This window comes from Actinoplanes sp. L3-i22 (assembly GCF_019704555.1).
Classification (GTDB): domain Bacteria; phylum Actinomycetota; class Actinomycetes; order Mycobacteriales; family Micromonosporaceae; genus Actinoplanes.
Genome location: NZ_AP024745.1, coordinates 10826500 through 10843127, shown reverse-complemented (window position 1 = coordinate 10843127; position 16628 = coordinate 10826500). Strand labels below are relative to the sequence as shown.

Annotated in this window: 16 protein-coding genes and 3 tRNA genes; 15 read left to right on the top strand and 4 right to left on the bottom strand. The window is 70.6% G+C overall.

From position 1 onward, the window contains the following. Nucleotides 1–28 precede the first annotated feature (28 nt). The 5 genes from L3i22_RS48010 to thrS all read left to right on the top strand — a co-directional run bounded on the left by L3i22_RS48010 (nucleotide 29) and on the right by thrS (nucleotide 5662). A complete protein-coding gene (locus L3i22_RS48010; protein ID WP_255658786.1) occupies nucleotides 29–1354 on the top strand; it encodes a pitrilysin family protein in 1326 nt (441 codons plus the stop codon). Nucleotides 1355–1412: 58 nt separating this feature from the next. Then, nucleotides 1413–2753 (top strand): pitrilysin family protein, encoded by a 1341-nt coding sequence (locus L3i22_RS48005; protein ID WP_221324053.1) that lies wholly within the window; start codon nucleotides 1413–1415, stop codon nucleotides 2751–2753. Nucleotides 2754–2789: 36 nt separating this feature from the next. Further along, nucleotides 2790–3785 carry an endonuclease/exonuclease/phosphatase family protein gene (locus L3i22_RS48000; RefSeq protein WP_221324052.1) on the top strand — a complete coding sequence of 332 codons (996 nt, stop codon included), beginning with the start codon at nucleotides 2790–2792 and terminating at the stop codon, nucleotides 3783–3785. Beyond that, on the top strand, nucleotides 3782–4318 hold the full coding sequence (locus tag L3i22_RS47995; RefSeq protein ID WP_221324051.1) for a GNAT family N-acetyltransferase: 537 nt from the start codon (nucleotides 3782–3784) through the stop codon (nucleotides 4316–4318). The genes L3i22_RS48000 and L3i22_RS47995 overlap by 4 nt, the downstream gene beginning before the upstream one ends. 141 nt (nucleotides 4319–4459) lie before the next feature. Beyond that, complete coding sequence (gene thrS, locus L3i22_RS47990) at nucleotides 4460–5662, top strand: threonine--tRNA ligase (protein WP_221324050.1); 1203 nt, start codon at nucleotides 4460–4462, stop codon at nucleotides 5660–5662. On the opposite strand, the gene cimA is transcribed toward thrS, so the two are convergent. Further along, complete coding sequence (cimA, locus tag L3i22_RS47985; protein ID WP_221324049.1) at nucleotides 5641–7215, bottom strand: citramalate synthase; 1575 nt, start codon at nucleotides 7213–7215, stop codon at nucleotides 5641–5643. The genes thrS and cimA overlap by 22 nt on opposite strands. 254 nt (nucleotides 7216–7469) lie before the next feature. On the opposite strand from cimA, the gene L3i22_RS47980 reads away from it, so the two are divergent. After that, complete coding sequence (locus tag L3i22_RS47980; RefSeq protein ID WP_221324048.1) at nucleotides 7470–8213, top strand: tyrosine-protein phosphatase; 744 nt, start codon at nucleotides 7470–7472, stop codon at nucleotides 8211–8213. A gap of 98 nt (nucleotides 8214–8311) precedes the next feature. Here L3i22_RS47980 and L3i22_RS47975 read toward each other — a convergent pair whose 3' ends face one another. Beyond that, nucleotides 8312–9253, bottom strand: coding sequence for a 3-methyladenine DNA glycosylase (locus L3i22_RS47975; protein WP_221324047.1), 942 nt, complete (start codon nucleotides 9251–9253; stop codon nucleotides 8312–8314). Nucleotides 9254–9294: 41 nt separating this feature from the next. Further along, nucleotides 9295–9474, bottom strand: a complete 180-nt coding sequence (locus L3i22_RS47970) for a hypothetical protein (protein WP_221324046.1) — start codon at nucleotides 9472–9474, stop codon at nucleotides 9295–9297. Between the two features lie 47 nt (nucleotides 9475–9521). On the opposite strand from L3i22_RS47970, the gene L3i22_RS47965 reads away from it, so the two are divergent. The 8 genes from L3i22_RS47965 to L3i22_RS47930 all read left to right on the top strand — a co-directional run bounded on the left by L3i22_RS47965 (nucleotide 9522) and on the right by L3i22_RS47930 (nucleotide 14198). Then, nucleotides 9522–10445 (top strand): ABC transporter ATP-binding protein, encoded by a 924-nt coding sequence (locus tag L3i22_RS47965; protein ID WP_255657698.1) that lies wholly within the window; start codon nucleotides 9522–9524, stop codon nucleotides 10443–10445. Continuing rightward, a complete protein-coding gene (locus L3i22_RS47960; protein WP_221324044.1) occupies nucleotides 10442–11281 on the top strand; it encodes an ABC transporter permease in 840 nt (279 codons plus the stop codon). The genes L3i22_RS47965 and L3i22_RS47960 overlap by 4 nt, the downstream gene beginning before the upstream one ends. Next, the gene (locus L3i22_RS47955) at nucleotides 11281–11523 is read left to right on the top strand and encodes a helix-turn-helix transcriptional regulator (protein ID WP_221324043.1); all 243 of its coding nucleotides are present in this window, start codon (nucleotides 11281–11283) and stop codon (nucleotides 11521–11523) included. The genes L3i22_RS47960 and L3i22_RS47955 overlap by 1 nt, the downstream gene beginning before the upstream one ends. Nucleotides 11524–11561: 38 nt before the next feature. Beyond that, nucleotides 11562–12356 carry a fumarylacetoacetate hydrolase family protein gene (locus L3i22_RS47950; RefSeq protein ID WP_221324042.1) on the top strand — a complete coding sequence of 265 codons (795 nt, stop codon included), beginning with the start codon at nucleotides 11562–11564 and terminating at the stop codon, nucleotides 12354–12356. A 202-nt stretch (nucleotides 12357–12558) separates the two neighbouring features. Next, a tRNA-Gln gene (locus L3i22_RS47945) sits at nucleotides 12559–12630 on the top strand. A gap of 56 nt (nucleotides 12631–12686) precedes the next feature. After that, nucleotides 12687–12759 (top strand) — tRNA-Glu (locus tag L3i22_RS47940). A 316-nt stretch (nucleotides 12760–13075) separates the two neighbouring features. Further along, nucleotides 13076–13151 (top strand) — tRNA-Glu (locus L3i22_RS47935). A gap of 378 nt (nucleotides 13152–13529) precedes the next feature. Beyond that, nucleotides 13530–14198, top strand: a complete 669-nt coding sequence (locus tag L3i22_RS47930; protein WP_221324041.1) for an N-acyl homoserine lactonase family protein — start codon at nucleotides 13530–13532, stop codon at nucleotides 14196–14198. Nucleotides 14199–14422: 224 nt separating this feature from the next. Here the strand turns inward: L3i22_RS47930 and L3i22_RS47925 are convergent, their stop codons facing one another. Further along, a complete protein-coding gene (locus tag L3i22_RS47925; RefSeq protein ID WP_014447202.1) occupies nucleotides 14423–15109 on the bottom strand; it encodes an IclR family transcriptional regulator in 687 nt (228 codons plus the stop codon). A 49-nt stretch (nucleotides 15110–15158) separates the two neighbouring features. Here L3i22_RS47925 and leuC point away from each other — a divergent pair, with 49 nt between their 5' ends. Continuing rightward, nucleotides 15159–16613, top strand: a complete 1455-nt coding sequence (gene leuC / locus L3i22_RS47920) for a 3-isopropylmalate dehydratase large subunit (protein WP_221324040.1) — start codon at nucleotides 15159–15161, stop codon at nucleotides 16611–16613. Nucleotides 16614–16628: the final 15 nt, after the last annotated feature.

The following is a 16628-nucleotide window of genomic DNA, read 5'->3' as shown; positions in this document are numbered from 1 at the left end:
GGGCCGAAGCACGGCATTACAGGGCATGATGGGTCGGGTGACGTCCCCAACCGCTCCGGTCGCCACGACCGGGTATCCGTGGCCCATCGAAACCACGCGGCTGGCGAATGGCCTGCGCGTCGTCGTCAGCGAGGATCGGACCGCTCCGGTCGTCTGCGTCAATCTCTGGTACGACGTCGGCTCCCGGCACGAACCGCCCGGTCAGACCGGTTTCGCGCACCTCTTCGAGCATCTGATGTTCGAGGGCTCGCAGCACGTGAAGAAGACCGAGCACATGAAGCTGGTGCAGGGCAACGGCGGTTCGCTGAACGCGACGACGAACCCGGACCGGACGAACTACTTCGAGAGCATGCCGTCGGAGCATCTGGAGCTGGCGCTCTGGCTGGAGGCCGACCGGATGGGTGGGCTGGTCCCGGCGCTCACCCAGGAGACGCTGGACAACCAGCGCGAGGTGGTGAAGAACGAGCGCCGCCAGCGGTACGACAACGTGCCCTACGGCGACGCCTGGCTGCGTCTGCTGGAGCTGCTCTACCCCGAGGGGCATCCGTACCATCACGCCACGATCGGGTCGATGGAGGATCTGAACGCGGCGAGCCTGGACACCTTCAAGGCGTTCCACCAGCAGTATTACGCGCCGAACAACTGCGTGCTCACGGTCACCGGGGACGCCTCGCCGGACGAGGTCTTCGCGCTGGCGGAGAAGTACTTCGGCGCGATCGACCCGGTGCCGGACATCCCGCCGGCGCCGGCCGGGCACCTGGCCGGGCCGGCCACCGAGCCGGTCCGGGAGACGGTCACCGCCGCCGTCCCGGCCCCGCGGATCTACCTGTCCCACCGGACGTACCCGTTCGGCACGTCCGGCTACGACGCGGTCACCGTGCTCGCGACGGTGCTGGGCAGCGGCCGGGGCAGCCGGCTCTACCAGCGGCTGGCCGACGGCAAGCGGATCGCCCAGCCGGACTACATCGGCTCGTACGGGGTCGACCTGGCACACGCCCCGGCCCCGCTGATCATCACGGCCACCGCGAAGGACGGCGTGGACGTGGCGACGCTGGAGGCCGGCCTGGCCGAGGTGATCCAGAGCCTGGTCGACGAGCCGGTCACCGACGACGAGCTGAACCGGGCCAAGGCGCTGCTGACCACGAGCTGGTGGCGGCAGGTGTCCACGGTCGGCGGCCGGGCCGACACGCTGGGGCGGTACACGACCCAGTTCGGTGACCCGGCGACCGCCGGTTACCGGCTCCCGGCGTGGCAGGCGGTGACCGCGGACGACGTCACCGAGGCGGCCACCCGGATGCTCCGCGCCGACTCCCGCGTCACCCTCATCTACCTGCCCGAGGAGGGTCCCGCGTGATCGACCGCACCGCAGCGAAGCAAGGGCCGGGAGAGCACGCGAAGAAAGGCGCAGCAAAATGACGCTCATCACGACGCGCCCGGAGGCCGGCACGGCCCGGCCGTACGCGTTCCCGGTCCTGCGCCGGGTCACCGCGCACGGCGGCACCGTGATCGCCGCCCACCTGCCCGGCCAGGTGCTGGCCACCGCGGTGCTGCTGCTGGACGCCAGCGCCGCCCGCGAGTCCGAGGGCCGGGAGGGCACCGCCACGGTGCTCGCCAAGTCCCTGGAGGAGGGCACGCGCAAGCGCGATTCGGCGGCGTACGCCCTGGCCCTGGAGGGTCTCGGCGCCGAGCTGTCCCCGTCGGTCGACTGGGACGCGTTCCGGATCGGGGTCTCCGCCCCGGCCCCGCAGCTGGTCGGCGCGCTGCGCCTGGCCGCCGAGGCGGCCCGCACCCCGAAGCTGGACCCGGCCGACGTGGTCCGGGTCCGCGACGACGAGGTGACCGCGCTGCGGATGGACTGGGCGCAGCCCGGCCCGCGGGCGGACGCCGCGCTGCGTGGCGCCCTGTTCGCCGCGGACGGGCGGTACAGCCGGCCGCTGCACGGCGATCCCACGTCGGTGGCCGCGGTGACGGTGGACGACGTGCTCGCCTTCCACGCCGAGTGGATGCTGCGGCCGGGCGTGCTGCTGGTCGCCGGCGACCTGGACGGGCTGGACCTGGCCGAGTTGGCCGAGGTCGCGTTCGCGGACACCACCGGCCAGTCGCTGTCGCTGGACGCGCCGCTCGGCCTGGCGATCCCGGCGAAGCCGCGGGTGATCCTGGTGGACCGGCCCGGCTCGGTGCAGTCGACGCTGCGGATCGGGCATCGCGCGCCGGAGCGGGCCACCCCGGACTACGTGCCGATGACGCTGGCCGCCACGGTGCTCGGCGGGGCGTTCACGTCCCGGCTGAACCACCTGATCCGCGAGGTCAAGGGCTACACGTACGGGATCCGCGGCTCCTACGCGATGACCCGCCGCGCCGGCCGTTTCGAGGTGGCCGCGGGCGTGCAGACCGCGGTGACCGGCCCGGCGATCAAGGACACGCTCGGCGAGATCCGGCGCACCCAGGCCGAGGGGGTCACCGAGGCGGAGCTGGCGGTGGCGCGCACCTGGCGGGCCGGTCAGCTGTCGGTGGAGATGCAGACCCCGGGCGCGATCGCCGGGGCGCTGGCCGGGATGGTCGTGCACGGCCTGCCGGACGACTACTACGAGACGCTCCGCAGGGAGTATCTGGAGACGACCGTCGAGCAGGTGTCCGAGGCCGCCGGCCGCCACCTCGCGGTGGACGGTCTGACGCTGGTGGTCGAGGGCGACGGCGAGAAGATCCGCGCGGAGCTCGCCGAGTTCGGCGACCTCTCCGACGCCGTGGTGTGACCGGGTTCATGGCCGCGACGTACTAGCGTCGCGGCCATGACGATCATCGACGCGCCGGTGGAGGCGCGCCCGATCCGGCGCCGCTCGGTCACCGTTCTGCTCTGGCTGCTGGTCGTGCCCGGTCTGGTGTGGACCGGGCTCCGGCTGGTGGGCTGGGAGCCGGGGCGGCTGATCCAGCTGATGGCCTTCACGCCGTACGTCGCAATCGGGTCTTTGATCCCGTTGCTCTTGACCTTGATCTTTCGCCGTTGGCTCGCCGGCGTGGTGGCCGTGGTGATCGCCGGCACGCTGGCGGCGTGCGTCCTGCCGCGCACCCTGCCGGATCTGGACCGGGGCGCGGCGGAGGGCGTCCGGGTGCGCTTCATGACCGCGAACCTGCTGTTCGGCGGCGCGGACGCGGCCGAGATCGTCGCCCTGGTGCGGCAGAACGACGTGGCCGTGCTGGCGCTGCAGGAGTTCTCGCCGGGCGCGGAGACCCGGCTGGCCGCGGCCGGTCTGGGCGAGTTGCTGCCGTTCCACTCGCTGGCGGCCGAGCCGGGCGCGAGCGGCTCCGGGCTGTACTCGAGGTTTCCGCTGATCGAGCCCGGTTCCCAGCGCAACCGTGGCGGTTTCTGGCAGACGTTCGGCACGATCCAGCCGCCGGGTGCCGCGCCGGTCTTCGTCGAGTCGGTGCATCCGCTGGCGCCGTCCGCGCCGGACACGTTCGCCGGCTGGAAGACCGACCTGGCGAACGAGCCCCGCTCGGACGGGGACAACCCGCGCCGGATCCTGCTCGGCGACTTCAACTCCACGCTGGACCACGGCGCGCTGCGGCGGCTGATCGCGCACGGTTACCGGGACGCGGCGGACACCGTGGGCCGGGGCCTGATCGGCACCTGGGGGCCGTACGACGGCGATCCGATCCCACCGGTCATCATCGACCATGTTCTTGTCGACGAGCAGATCGGAGTGACGAAGGTGTCCGTTCACCCGGTGCGGGATTCCGATCACCGCAGCGTGGTCGCCGAGCTGATCCTGCCGGCGGCGTCATGAGCCTGACCATCCGCCCACTGACCGTGGACGACGTGCCCGAGCTGGCCGCCGTCCTGGCCGCGAACCGGGACTACCTGGCGCCCTGGGACCCGATCCGCGACGACAGCTACTACACCGAGGACGGCCAGCGGAAGATCGTCTCGGAGGTGCTGCGCGGCGGCGGCTCGCTGCCGCACGTGATCCGGGCCGACGGCGAGCTGATCGGCCGGGTCAACCTGAACAACCTGGTCCGCGGCCCGTTCCAGTCGTGCAGCCTGGGCTACTGGGTGGCCTCGGCGCACGCCGGCCGGGGGGTGGCGTCGTTCGCGGTCGCCGAGATCCTGCGGCGCGCGTTCACCGAGTACGACCTGCACCGGGTCGAGGCCGGCACGCTGCTGACCAACGAGCGGTCGCAGCGGGTGCTGCTGAAGAACGGCTTCGAGCGGTTCGGCACGGCGCCGCGCTACCTCAAGATCGCCGGGGAGTGGCAGGACCACCACCTGTACCAGATCGTCGCGGAAAACTGGTTGGCCCGTCATGACGACCGGGCCTAAGGTCGGCGACATGTACAGCAGCGCGATGACGACCACGCCGGGACCTCCCGGCGTCGAGTCGCGCTGACGACTCTGGCCTCGGGCAATCGCCCGGGGCCTGTTTCGTGGCCGCGGGTTGCCCTCTCTCGAAGGAGACCCGTCATGATCGACCACCGCAGACTCGGCCGCGAGCTCGACCTCTTCGACTCCGACCCGCTGATCGGCGCCGGCCTGCCGTTCTGGCTCCCGGCCGGCGCCGCCGCGCGCCGCGAGGTGGAGAACTACCTGCACGACCTCGAGCGCCGCCACGGCTACCAGCACGTGTACTCGCCGGTGCTGGGCAAACGGCAGATGTTCGAGCTCTCCGGGCACCTGGCGAACTTCGCCGGCGACATGTTCCCGCCGATGCCGGTCGGTGCGGACGAGCTGATGCTGCGGCCCAGCATGTGCCCGCATCACGCGCTGATCTTCCGGGCGCGGCAACGGTCGTACCGGGATCTGCCGGTGCGGATCGCCGAGCTGGGCCAGATGTTCCGCCAGGAGCGGTCCGGCGTGCTCGGCGGCCTGTCCCGGGTGCGGTCGATCGCGCTCAACGACTCGCACGTCTTCTGCGCGCCCGAGCAGGCCGCCGACGAGGTCGCCGGGGTGCTGCGGCTGATGCGGGAGGCCCACGCCGCGCTCGGCCTGCGGCCGGCGAGCTTCCAGCTCTCGCTGCGCGGGCCGGGAAAGAAATACGGTGGGCGGGAGGAGACCTGGGCGGCCGGCGAGGCCTTGCTGCGGGGCGCGCTTTCTGCAGAGCGGATTGGGTACGAGGTGAAGGCCGGCGAAGCCGCGTTCTACGGTCCCAAGATCGACGTGCAGGTCGTGGACGCGGCCGGCCGGGAGTGGACCATCGCCACCGTCCAGATCGACTTCCACCAGCCGGAGCGGTTCGATCTGTCGTACATCGACGCGTCCGGCGCCAAGGCCCGCCCGGTGATGGTCCACCGGAGTCTGGCCGGGTCGATGGAGCGCCTGTTCGGCCAGCTCATCGAGGAGCACGGCGGCGCGTTCCCGGTCTGGTACGCCCCGATCCAACTGGCCGTCATGCCCCTCGGCGTCGACTCGTCGTTCGCCCGGGACGCCGTCGCCGCGGGGCTGCGGGTTTCCGAACATCACGACGGCTCGCTCGGGGCGCGGATCCGGGCTGCGTCCAAGGTGCCCTACGTCGCGGTGATCGGCGCCCGAGAGGCCGCCGAGGGCCTGGTTTCGCTGCGGCTGCGGGACGGGCGGCAGCTGGACCCGATGCCGGGGGCGGAGGCGATCGCACTGATCAGCGCGGTCGCCGCCGCCCGACTACCTGATCAGCTCTTGCTCAAGCCGTAGGTGAGCGCGTCGACCAGCGCGGTCCAGCTGGCCTCGACGATGTTCTCGTGCACGCCGACCGTGGTCCACTCGCGCTGGTGGTCACCGGTCTCCAGCAGGACGCGGGTGATCGCGTTGGTGCCGTGGGTGCCTTCCAGGATCCGGACCTTGAAGTCGGTCAGCTCGAACGACTTCAGCGCCGGGTAGTGGTTGGAGAGCGCCCCGCGCAGCGCCTCGTCGAGGGCGTTGACCGGGCCGTTGCCCTCGGCGGTGGCGATCACCCGCTCGCCCTTGACGCGGATCTTGACGGTCGCCTCGGAGATCACCTTGCCGTCCTCACGGTGCTCGACCAGCACCCGGTAGGACTCCAGCGTGAACGGCGTGGTGACCTCGCTGCCCGGGAGCTCACTCCGCACCAGCAGCTCGAACGAGGCGTCCGCGGCCTCGAAGGACCAGCCGCCCGCCTCCAGGTCCTTCACCTTCCGGGTGACCGTGGAGAGGGTGTCCGGATGGCCGGCCAGGTCGATGCCGAGCTCGCGACTCTTGAGCTCGATGCTGGCCCGGCCGGCCATCTCGGTCACCAGGATCCGCATGTCATTGCCGACAACCGCCGGGTCGACGTGGTTGTACAGCAGCGGATCCACCTTGATCGCACTCGCGTGCAGGCCCGCCTTGTGGGCGAACGCCGCGGCCCCGACATAGGCCTGGTGGGTGTCGGGGGCGATATTGGCGATCTCGGCGAGCGCGGACGAGACCCGCGTCGCCTTCTCCAGGCATCCGTCCGGTAGGACCTTCCGCCCGAGCTTGAGTTGCAGGTTGCTGACCACGGCGAACAGGTCGGCGTTGCCGGGGCGCTCGCCGTATCCGTTCGCGGTGCACTGGAAGTGCTCGACCCCGGCCTCGACCGCGGCGATGGTGTTCGCGACCGCGCACGCGGTGTCGTTCTGGCAGTGGATGCCGAGCCGGTCGGCGCTCACCCCGGTGCGCTCGACGACCTCGTTGATCGCCTTGGTGATCATCGAGGGGAGCATGCCCCCGTTGGTGTCGCACATGACCACGCGCTCGGCGCCGGCGTCGATCGCGGTCTTGACCACCGACGAGGTGTACGCCGGGTCGAACCGGAAGCCGTCGAAGAAGTGCTCGCAGTCCACGAACGCGCGCCGGCCGTTCGCGACCAGGTGCTCGACCGTGTCCCGGACCATCGCCAGGTTCTCCTCGGGCGTGGTGCGCAGCGCCCGCTCCACGTGCCGGACGTCCGACTTGGCCACCACGCAGACCACCGGGGTGCCCGCGTCCAGCAGGGCCTTGACCTGCGGATCCCCGGCCACGTCGACGTTGGCCTTGCGGGTCGCCCCGAATGCCACCAGGACCGCGTTCTTCAGCTCGAGCTCGGTCTTCGCGCGTTCGAAGAACTCGGTGTCCTTCGGCATGGCGCCCGGCCAGCCGCCCTCGATGAAACCGACGCCGAACTCGTCCAGCAACCGCGCGACGGCGAGCTTGTCGGCGACCGTGTAGCTGATTCCCTCGCGCTGCCCCCCGTCGCGCAGCGTCGTGTCGAACACCTGATAGTCCATCGGGAGGTCCTTTCAGTCGGTCAACCCACACCACAACAAAAAGACCCCCCGCGGATGCGGGAGGTCTGCGCGTCGGCGAAATCGTCAGCCGGCGCGCTAGGTGCGAATAATCAGCACGAGGTGGGTCACGATTCGAAGCATGCCACGCTCTGTGGTGGGTGGGACGACAAATCCACAAGCTGGGACGGGTCTGAGTCCGATGTCACCCGGGTCCGTCGATCCCCGCCGATCGGTCGCGGGGATAGGTTGGAGCCGTGGTTGCCGAATCTTACTCGCGAAATCTCGGGTTCTCCGCCACCTACAACTTCCGCGACGTCGGGGGATACCCCGGCCTCGACGGCCGTCAGGTGCGCTGGCGCCGGCTCTTCCGGGCCGACTCGCTGCACCGGATCGACGAGGCGGACACCGCCGCCTTCACCGCCCTGGGCATCCGGACCGTGATCGACCTGCGCCGCCCGTTCGAGGTGGAGAAGTTCGGCCGCGTCCACGAGCGGTACGGGCTGGACTACCGCAACCTCACCCTCCAGCACGTCGACTGGGAGCAGGTCGGCCATCCGGAGGGGACGGTGCACGAGCGCTGGCTCGCCGATCGGTACCTGAACTTCGCCGAGGACGGCTGGGAGAGCATCCGCGACTCGCTGCGCCTGATCGCCGACCCGGCGGCCGCCCCGGTGGTGGTGCACTGCATGGCCGGCAAGGACCGGACCGGCACGGTCTGCGCGCTGACGCTGTCCCTGCTCGGGGTCGACGACGCGGACATCGCCGCGGACTACGCGCTGACCACCGAGGCGATGGCGCCGCTCACCGAATACCTGCTGCGGACCGATCCCGAGGCGGTGCGCGGCAACGAGCACATGTTCGACTCGCCGCCGGCCGCGATGCTGCTCTTCCTGGCCGACCTGCGCGCGCTGCACGGGTCGGTGGAGAACTACGTCCGCGAGACCGGCCTCACCGGGACCGAGATCGCCGCGATGCGCCGCCACCTGTTGACCGACTGACCCGGCTGCCGTCCGCGGCGGCCGTTTGTGTGGGCGGCGGCCGCTTGTGTGGGCGGCGGCCCGGGAGAGCGGATTCCGGCGTTTCTGGCTGAATCCGGTCAACGGTGGTTGTAAGGGGCGACCGCCTCGCGATTGCGGGCGGCGCCCTCCGGCCCGAGAAGCGCCTCGCAGACCCGGATCAGGCGGCTGCGCAGCCCGGCCGCCCGGCGGGCCAGCTCGCGCTGCCGGCCCACGTACTCCGCCTTGCCGTCCGGGGTCTCGATCTTCACCGGGGGATGCCCGTAGGAGGTCAGATCGTACGGACTCGCCTGCATGTCCAGCAGGCGGATCTCGCCGGCCAGGGCGAAACAGTCCAGCGCCAGCGCGCCCGGGACGGCCGGCCCCAGCTTCTGCGCCCACTTGTGGACATCCATCGCCGCGTGCAGGCAGCCCGGCTGATCCAGGTCGACCTGGGTGGCCCGGGTGGGCTGCAGCCGGTTGAGACCGACCGCCTCCGGCGTGAAGAACCGGAACGCGTCGAAGTGCGTGCAGCGGATGGTGTGCTGCTCGACCACCTTGTCGGTCTCCGACTGGCCCAGGCGCAGCGGCAGCTGATGCCGGTGCTCCGGGTCGCGGTAGACCATCGCCCACTCGTGCAGGCCGAAGCACCCGGAGAAGACCGGGCGCGACGCGGTCGCGGTGAGCAGGCCGTGGATGTACCGCACGCTCTCGCCCCGGGCGTGCACGAACGCGTCCAGGTCGAGGGCGACGACGTCGTCCTCGTAGGTCGCGTAGAACTTCCACCCGGCGTGCTCGGCCAGGCCGTCGGGGGCCGGGGTCAGGCCGGCGCCGACGCCCGGATGCCAGCGGCGCAGCATCGCCGGGCGGGTGTTGTAGTAGTCGTAGAGGAAATCCTCGATGGCGTGTTTCTCACCCGTCGCCCGGCGGGCGCGGTGGCCCGCGGTCATCTGGTCGGCACGCTCGGCGTGCGCCCGGGCGAGGGGTGTCCAGGTAGCCGAGGGCAGCGTGGTGGTGAGTGCCCTCACCTGCTTGATCCCCATCGCACCAATGTATCTAGCCGAAGCGATCAACACGATCACCGTTAGGCGCGAATGAGGTCCGCCACGGCGTGTTCTTTCGGCGCGACCGGTGCGTCGCTTTCGTTTTCTTCTGATATGGGCTGGTTCCGGCGTGCCGGCGGCCAGCCGAGCCCGGGTGCGCCGGGCAGCGCGAACCCCAGCCGGGGCCCGAGACCCAGCGTCAGGACAACGACAGAAGCCATACTCAGCAATGTAGTACATCTACTACAGCTTTGATAGCCTGATGGACATGACGGAGGCGGTACTGAAGAGCGCCAGCGGCGAGCCGCTGGTCGCCGAGTCGGTCATTGAGGTCCGTGACCTGCGGATGCGATACGGCCCCAAAGAGGTGCTGGACGGCATCGGCTTCGCGGCGCAGCCCGGCGAGGTGATCGCGCTGCTCGGGCCGAACGGTGCCGGCAAGACCACCACGATCGAGATCCTCGAGGGCTTCCGGCGCCGCTCGGCCGGCCACGTCCGGGTGCTCGGCGTCGACCCGGAGCGGGGCAACGAGCGCTGGCGGGCCCGGCTCGGCGTGGTCCTGCAGTCCTGGCGCGACCACGGCAAGTGGCAGGTCCGTGAGCTGCTGGAGCACATCGGCCGGCACTTCGCGCCGTTCACCACCGACCGGATCGTCCGCCCCTGGCCGGTCGACGAGCTGCTGGCCGCGGTCGGCCTGACCGACTCCGGGCGCACCCGGGTGAGCAAGCTCTCCGGCGGCCAGCGCCGCAGGCTGGACGTGGCGATCGGCATCGTCGGCCGTCCCGAGCTGCTCTTCCTGGACGAGCCGACGGTCGGGTTCGACCCGGCCGCCCGGCGCGAGTTCCACGATCTGATCCACGAGCTGACCGACATGGCCGACACCACGGTCCTGCTCACCACGCACGACCTGGACGAGGCGGAGAAACTCGCCGACCGGATCCTGATCCTGGCCGGCGGGCGGATCATCGCCGAGGGCTCGGCCGACGAGCTGTCCCGGCAGGTGGCCGGCGAGACCGAGATCCGCTGGACCCGGGACGGGCAGCGGTTCGTGCACTCCACGGCGGATGCCACGGCCTATGTGCGCGAGCTCTTCCGTCAGTACGGCGAGGCCATCGGTGACCTGGAGGTGCGCCGGTCCAGTCTGGAGGAGACGTACATGAAGCTGGTCCAGCAGGCGGAGGCGACCCGATGACTCCGATCAAGATGGGGTTCCGGCGCGGGTGGATCGAGATCCGGCACACCCTCACCAACGGGACCGATCTGTGGTCGTACCTGTTCCCGGCGGTCCTGCTGCTGGGCACGGTCTTCTTCATGCGGAACGCGACGGTGCCCGGCACCTCGTTCTCGCTCGGCGCCCGCACCCTGCCCAGCGTCTTCGGCATGGGCATGGCGATGGGCGGCCTGATGACCACCGCCCAGCAGCTGATCATGGACCGGGAGGACGGCACGCTGCTGCGGGCCAAGGCCGTCCCGAGCGGGATGACCAGCTACCTGGCCGGCAAGGTGGTGCTGATCGGCGGGATGACGCTGGTCGGCTTCCTGATCCAGCTGATCCCCGGCCTGTTCCTGGTGGACGGCCTGTCGGTGGACGGCGGCGGCTGGCTGACCCTGGCCTGGCTGATCCCGATCGGCTTCGCGGCCACCCTGCCGCTGGGCGCGGCGATCGGCTCGCTCTTCGACGACCCGCGCAACATGGCCCTGGTGGTGCTGCCGATCTTCGGCACCATCGCGATCTCCGGCATCTTCTATCCGATCAGCGACTTCCCCGGCTGGCTGCAGGGCCTGGCCCAGGTCCTGCCGATGTACTGGCTAGGGTTGGGCATGCGTTCGGTCTTCCTGCCCGATTCCCTGGCCGCGGTGGAGATCGGGCACTCCTGGCGGCACCTGGAGACGTTCGGGGTGCTGGCCGGCTGGGCGGTCGTCGGGCTGCTGCTGGCCCCGGTGCTGCTGCGGCGGATGGCGGCCCGCGAGTCCGGCTCGGCCGTCGAGGCCCGGCGGGAGCGGGCGCTGTCCCGAGTGGGGCGCTGATGGCGAGCGAGATCACGTACAACCGGATCGCGATGCTGCGCGCCGAGCGGGGCATCTCCCGGCGGCAGCTGGCGGACGCGCTCGGGGTGCACTACCAGACCGTCGGCTACCTGGAGCGGGGCGAGTTCAGCCCGAGCCTCCACCTCGCGTTGCGCATCTGTCAGTACTTCGAGGTCCCGGTCGAGGTGGTGTTCGCCCTGGAGCCGTTCCCGCGGCTCGGTGCGGCGTCCCGTCCGGCGTAGATTTCAGGGGTCCGTCCTTCTGAAGATGGGGTTTACCCGTGCGCTTCGCCCGCTTTGTTCATGCCAAGGGAGTGTCCTTCGGCGTCGTCGAGGGTGACGGCGCCTCCGGCCTCACGGTGGCCGAGATCAGCAGCCTCCCGTTCGAACAGGTGGCCTTCACCGGGCAGCGCTGGGCGCTTCCGGACGTGCGCCTGCTCGCGCCGATCTTCTCCAGCAAGGTGATCGGGGTCGGCCGCAACTACGCCGACCACGCCGCCGAGATGGGCAACGAGGTGCCCAAGGAGCCGCTGATCTTCATCAAGCCGTCCACCTCGGTGATCGGGCCGAACGACGCGATCCGGATCCCGTCGGTGACCACCCAGGTCGAGGAGGAGGCCGAGCTCGCCGTCGTGATCGGCGCCAGCGGCGCCCGCCGCGTCGACCGGGCCGGCGCCGAGAAGGCGATCTTCGGCTACACCTGCGCCAACGACGTGACCGCCCGGGACCTGCAGCGCAAGGATCCGCAGTGGACCCGGGCCAAGGGCTTCGACTCGTTCTGCCCGCTCGGGCCGTGGATCGAGACCGACCTCGACGTCAGCGACCTGGAGGTGCGGTGTGAGGTCGGCCGCAACGCGCAGAACATGGAGGTCCGGCAGATCGGCCGGACCAAGGACATGGTCTTCGACATCCCGACCCTGGTGTCCTACGTCTCGCACGTGATGACGCTGCTGCCCGGCGACGTGATCCTGACCGGCACGCCGGCCGGCGTCAGCAAGATCGAGCCGGGGGACACCGTGTCGGTGACCGTGCAGGGCATCGGCGAGCTGCGCAACACCGTGGTGGCGCTGGACTGACCGCCGCCGCGGGCCGCGCCACCACCCCGGCGTCGAGGTGGTGCGCGGCCGGTTGCGGCGGTGGTGTTCGAGCTGCTCCTGGGGCCGGAATGGCGGTTACCCGGAGTGGTTGCATGATCACGGAGACGGGTTTGGGTAACCCGATTTGGCGGGCCGGGGAGGCTCGGGTAAAGTTCTCCACGGCTCAGCAAACGGGGCCAAATGGGGTATGGGGTAATTGGCAGCCCAACTGGTTCTGGTCCAGTTAGTCTAGGTTCGAGTCCTGGTACCCCAGCGCTGTCGATCTTTCGGGGTTGGCGTCGCTGGAGCTTCACCGCAACAGCAGTTTTTGGTCCCATCGTCTAGTGGCCTAGGACGCCGCCCTCTCACGGCGGTAGCGCGGGTTCGAATCCCGCTGGGACTACAAGCAGGTGAAACCCGCATCCGTCGGATGCGGGTTTTTCCGCATTCCGGGCCCGGTTCCGGCGTCGGTGGGTGCGGCTGCGGGCTGGTTTCTTGCGCTGATGAGTGCGGCTGCGGGGCCGGTCCTGGGCGCCGGGTGGGCGGAGCTGTGGGGCCGGTTCCGGGCGTCGGTGGGTGCGGCTGTGGGGTCGGTCTTGGGCGCCGGTGGGCGCGGCTGTGGGGGTGGTCACGAGGCGGGGCGGCCGATTCGAGGATTCGGCTGCGGTGCTGCTAAAGTTCCTCTCGCCGCTGAAGCAGGCGGTGTACGGAAGGCTCTTGGTCCCATCGTCTAGTGGCCTAGGACGCCGCCCTCTCACGGCGGTAGCGCGGGTTCGAATCCCGCTGGGACTACCACGAGAAGTGGCCCGCATCGTTCGCGATGCGGGCCACTTTCGTTTCAGCCGGCAGGTCGAGGATCCAGCGGAGGTCCTCGGAAGTGGCGGGACGAACCCGTCGGCCAGGGCGGACCCGGGGCCGCCTTCCCCGCGCCCGCCGCCGATGGGAAGCGAGCCGCTGGCCCCGGTTGCCCTGAGGCGAGCGCCATGTAGGTGATTGCGCTGGGCGCAGTCGCGGAGTGGGCTGGTGCGGGTGATCGCGCTGGGTGCAGCCGGGGCGTGGGCCGGTTCTGGGCGCTCGTGCCGGCCGCGGCCGGGGTGTGGGCTGGTGTGGGTGGCCGCTCTGCTGGTGGCAGAGTTTCTGTGACCGGCCGGGCGCGGTGCGGATACTGCCCTGATGACCGACATCACTGTTCGGCGCGTGGACTATGGGTATTTTGTCCGGCCGGCCGAGGAGACCGGGACCGGGGCGGCGCGGGTCGAGCCCGCGCTCGGCTACCTGATCGACCATCCGGCCGGCCGGATCCTGGTGGATACCGGGATGGGGCGGGTGCCGGGGGTGGACGCGCACTATCAACCCCGCCGGGTCGCTCTGGGCGAGGCGCTCGCGGTTGCCGGTGGCAAGATCGACGAGATTCGGTACGTCGTCAACTGTCACCTGCATTTCGACCACTGCGGCGGGAACGCGGAGCTGGCCGGGGCTCCGGTCTTCACACAGCGGAACGAGCTGGCTCTGGCGCGGACGTCCGAGGAGTACCTCGCCGAGCTGGTCGATCATCCCGGCGCCGTCCTGACCGAGCTCGACGGGGAGACCGAGATCCTTCCCGGGGTGCTGATCGTGCCCACGCCCGGGCACACCGCCGGACATCAGTCGGTCGTGGTCACCACCGGCGACGGCACGGTGATCGTCGCCGGTCAGAGCCATGATCACGCGACCGCGTTCACCGGGGACGTGCTGGGCCGGCGCGCGGGGGTCGGGCGGCCGCCGGCCTGGCTCGACCGGCTGCTGGCCCTGGATCCGCGCCGGGTGCTCTTCGCCCACGACAACGCCGTCTGGACCCCCTGAGACCGGTCACGCGGGTCGTGTGCCCGAAAAATCCCACTGAATACGGCGGTCGTCAGCCTTCAGCGCGGCGGCGACGGGCCGAAGGTCATGGGGCGCGGGCTACCGCCGTACGGGAAAATTGTCTTGAGGGGTTGGTGGGTTGTGGAAATGCGCGCGCCCGATGGGCGCGGAGGCGGCCATCGGGCGCGAGAAGCAAGCGGACGGGGGGTCGGGGGAAGCGGGTCCTACAGGCCGGAGAGGCGCTGGCCGGCGCGGACGACGGCCATCGCGTGACGCTCGCCGGGGCGGCGGCCCAGTCGTTCGATCGGACCGCTTATTGAAATCGACGCGATCACCCGGCCGGTGCGGTCGCGGATCGGGGCGGAGACGCTCGCCACGCCCGGCTCGCGCTCGGCGACGCTCTGCGCCCAGCCGCGGCGGCGGACCTCGGCGAGGGTGCGGCCGGTGAACTTGCAGCGCGGCAGCAGCGGCATCACCGCCTCCGGCGGCTCCCACGCGAGCAGGATCTGCGCGGCCGAACCGGCGACCATCGGGAGCACCGAGCCGACCGGGACGGTGTCGCGAAGACCGCTGGCGCGCTCGGCCGCGGCGACGCAGATCCGTTCGTCCGCCCGGCGCAAGTAAAGCTGTGCACTCTCTCCCGTCGCGTCCCGCAATGCGGAAAGCAGGGGCTCCGCGGCGGTCAGCAGAACGTCCGGTGCGGCGTTCGCCAACTCGCCCAGACGGGGCCCGGGACGCCATCTTCCCTGCGTGTCCCGGACCAGCATCCGATGGATCTCCAGGGCCTGGGCCAGGCGATGTGCGGTCGCCCGGGGCAGCTTCGTGCGCTCGACTAACTCGGCCAGGCTGGCGCCGTCGACACAGGCGGCGAGGATGACAACCGCCTTGTCGAGAACGCCAACACCGCTCATACTGTGTCCCACAAGCCGAAACATACATTCCAGAATTTAGGATGTCCAGATGGTGGGAGTCACTCCCCAGAGCGGGAAACCCAGGACCCTGGCCGAGAAGGTCTGGGATGACCACGTGGTGCGCACGGCCGAGGGCGAGCCGGACCTGCTCTTCATCGACCTGCACCTGCTGCACGAGGTCACCAGCCCGCAGGCGTTCGACGGCCTGCGGTTGGCCGGCCGGCCCGTTCGACGGACCGACCTCACGCTCGCGACGGAAGACCACAACACCCCGACCGGGTACGCGGATCCGTCGTTCAACACCCGTCGCGGCGATCTCCTGACGATCACCGACACCGTCTCGCGCACCCAGATCGAGACGCTCCGGAAGAACTGCGCCGAGTTCGGTGTCGAGATCCGCCCGCTCGGTGACGTGAACCAGGGCATCGTGCACGTGATCGGCCCGCAGCTGGGCCTGACCCAGCCCGGCACCACGATCGTCTGCGGCGACTCGCACACCGCGACCCACGGCGCGTTCGGCGCGCTGGCCTTCGGCATCGGCACCAGCGAGGTCGAGCACGTGCTCGCCACCCAGACGCTGCCGCAGTCGAAGCCGAAGACGATGGCCGTCACGGTCGTCGGCGACCTGCGTCCCGGCGTGAGCGCGAAGGACCTGATCCTGGCGCTGATCACGCAGACCGGCACCGGCGGCGGCAACGGCCACATCGTGGAGTACCGGGGCGAGGCGATCCGCAAGCTCTCCATGGAGGGCCGGATGACGATCTGCAACATGTCGATCGAGTGGGGCGCCAAGGCCGGCATGATCGCGGCCGACGAGACCACGTTCGCGTACCTGAAGGGCCGCAAGCACGCCCCGCAGGGCGCCGACTGGGACGCCGCGGTGGCGTACTGGAAGACCCTCGTCACCGACGAGGACGCCGAGTTCGACACCGAGATCGTCCTGGACGCGTCGGCGATCAGCCCGTTCATCACCTGGGGCACCAACCCGGGCCAGGGCGCCGCACTGGACAGCGTCGTGCCGAACCCCGAGGACTTCCTGGACGAGCAGGAGCGTGGCGCCGCCGAGCGCGCGCTGGCGTACATGGACCTGACCCCGGGCACCCCGTTCCGCGAGGTCCCGGTCGACGTGGTCTTCGTCGGCTCCTGTACCAACGGCCGGCTGGAGGACCTGCGGGCCGCGGCCGACGTGATCCGTGGCCACAAGGTCGCCGACGGCGTCCGGATGATGATCGTCCCGGGCTCCTACGTCGTGCGCGAGCAGGCCGAGGCCGAGGGCCTGGACAAGATCTTCACGGACGCCGGCGCCGAGTGGCGCTTCGCCGGCTGCTCGATGTGCCTCGGCATGAACCCGGACACGCTCTCCCCCGGGCAGCGGGCGGCGTCCACCTCCAACCGCAACTTCGAGGGCCGGCAGGGCAAGGGCGGGCGTACCCACCTGGTGTCGCCGCAGGTCGCCGCGGCCACCGCGGTGATCGGCAAGCTGGCCGCTCCGGCCGACCTCTGAGTAGGGGAAGACAGT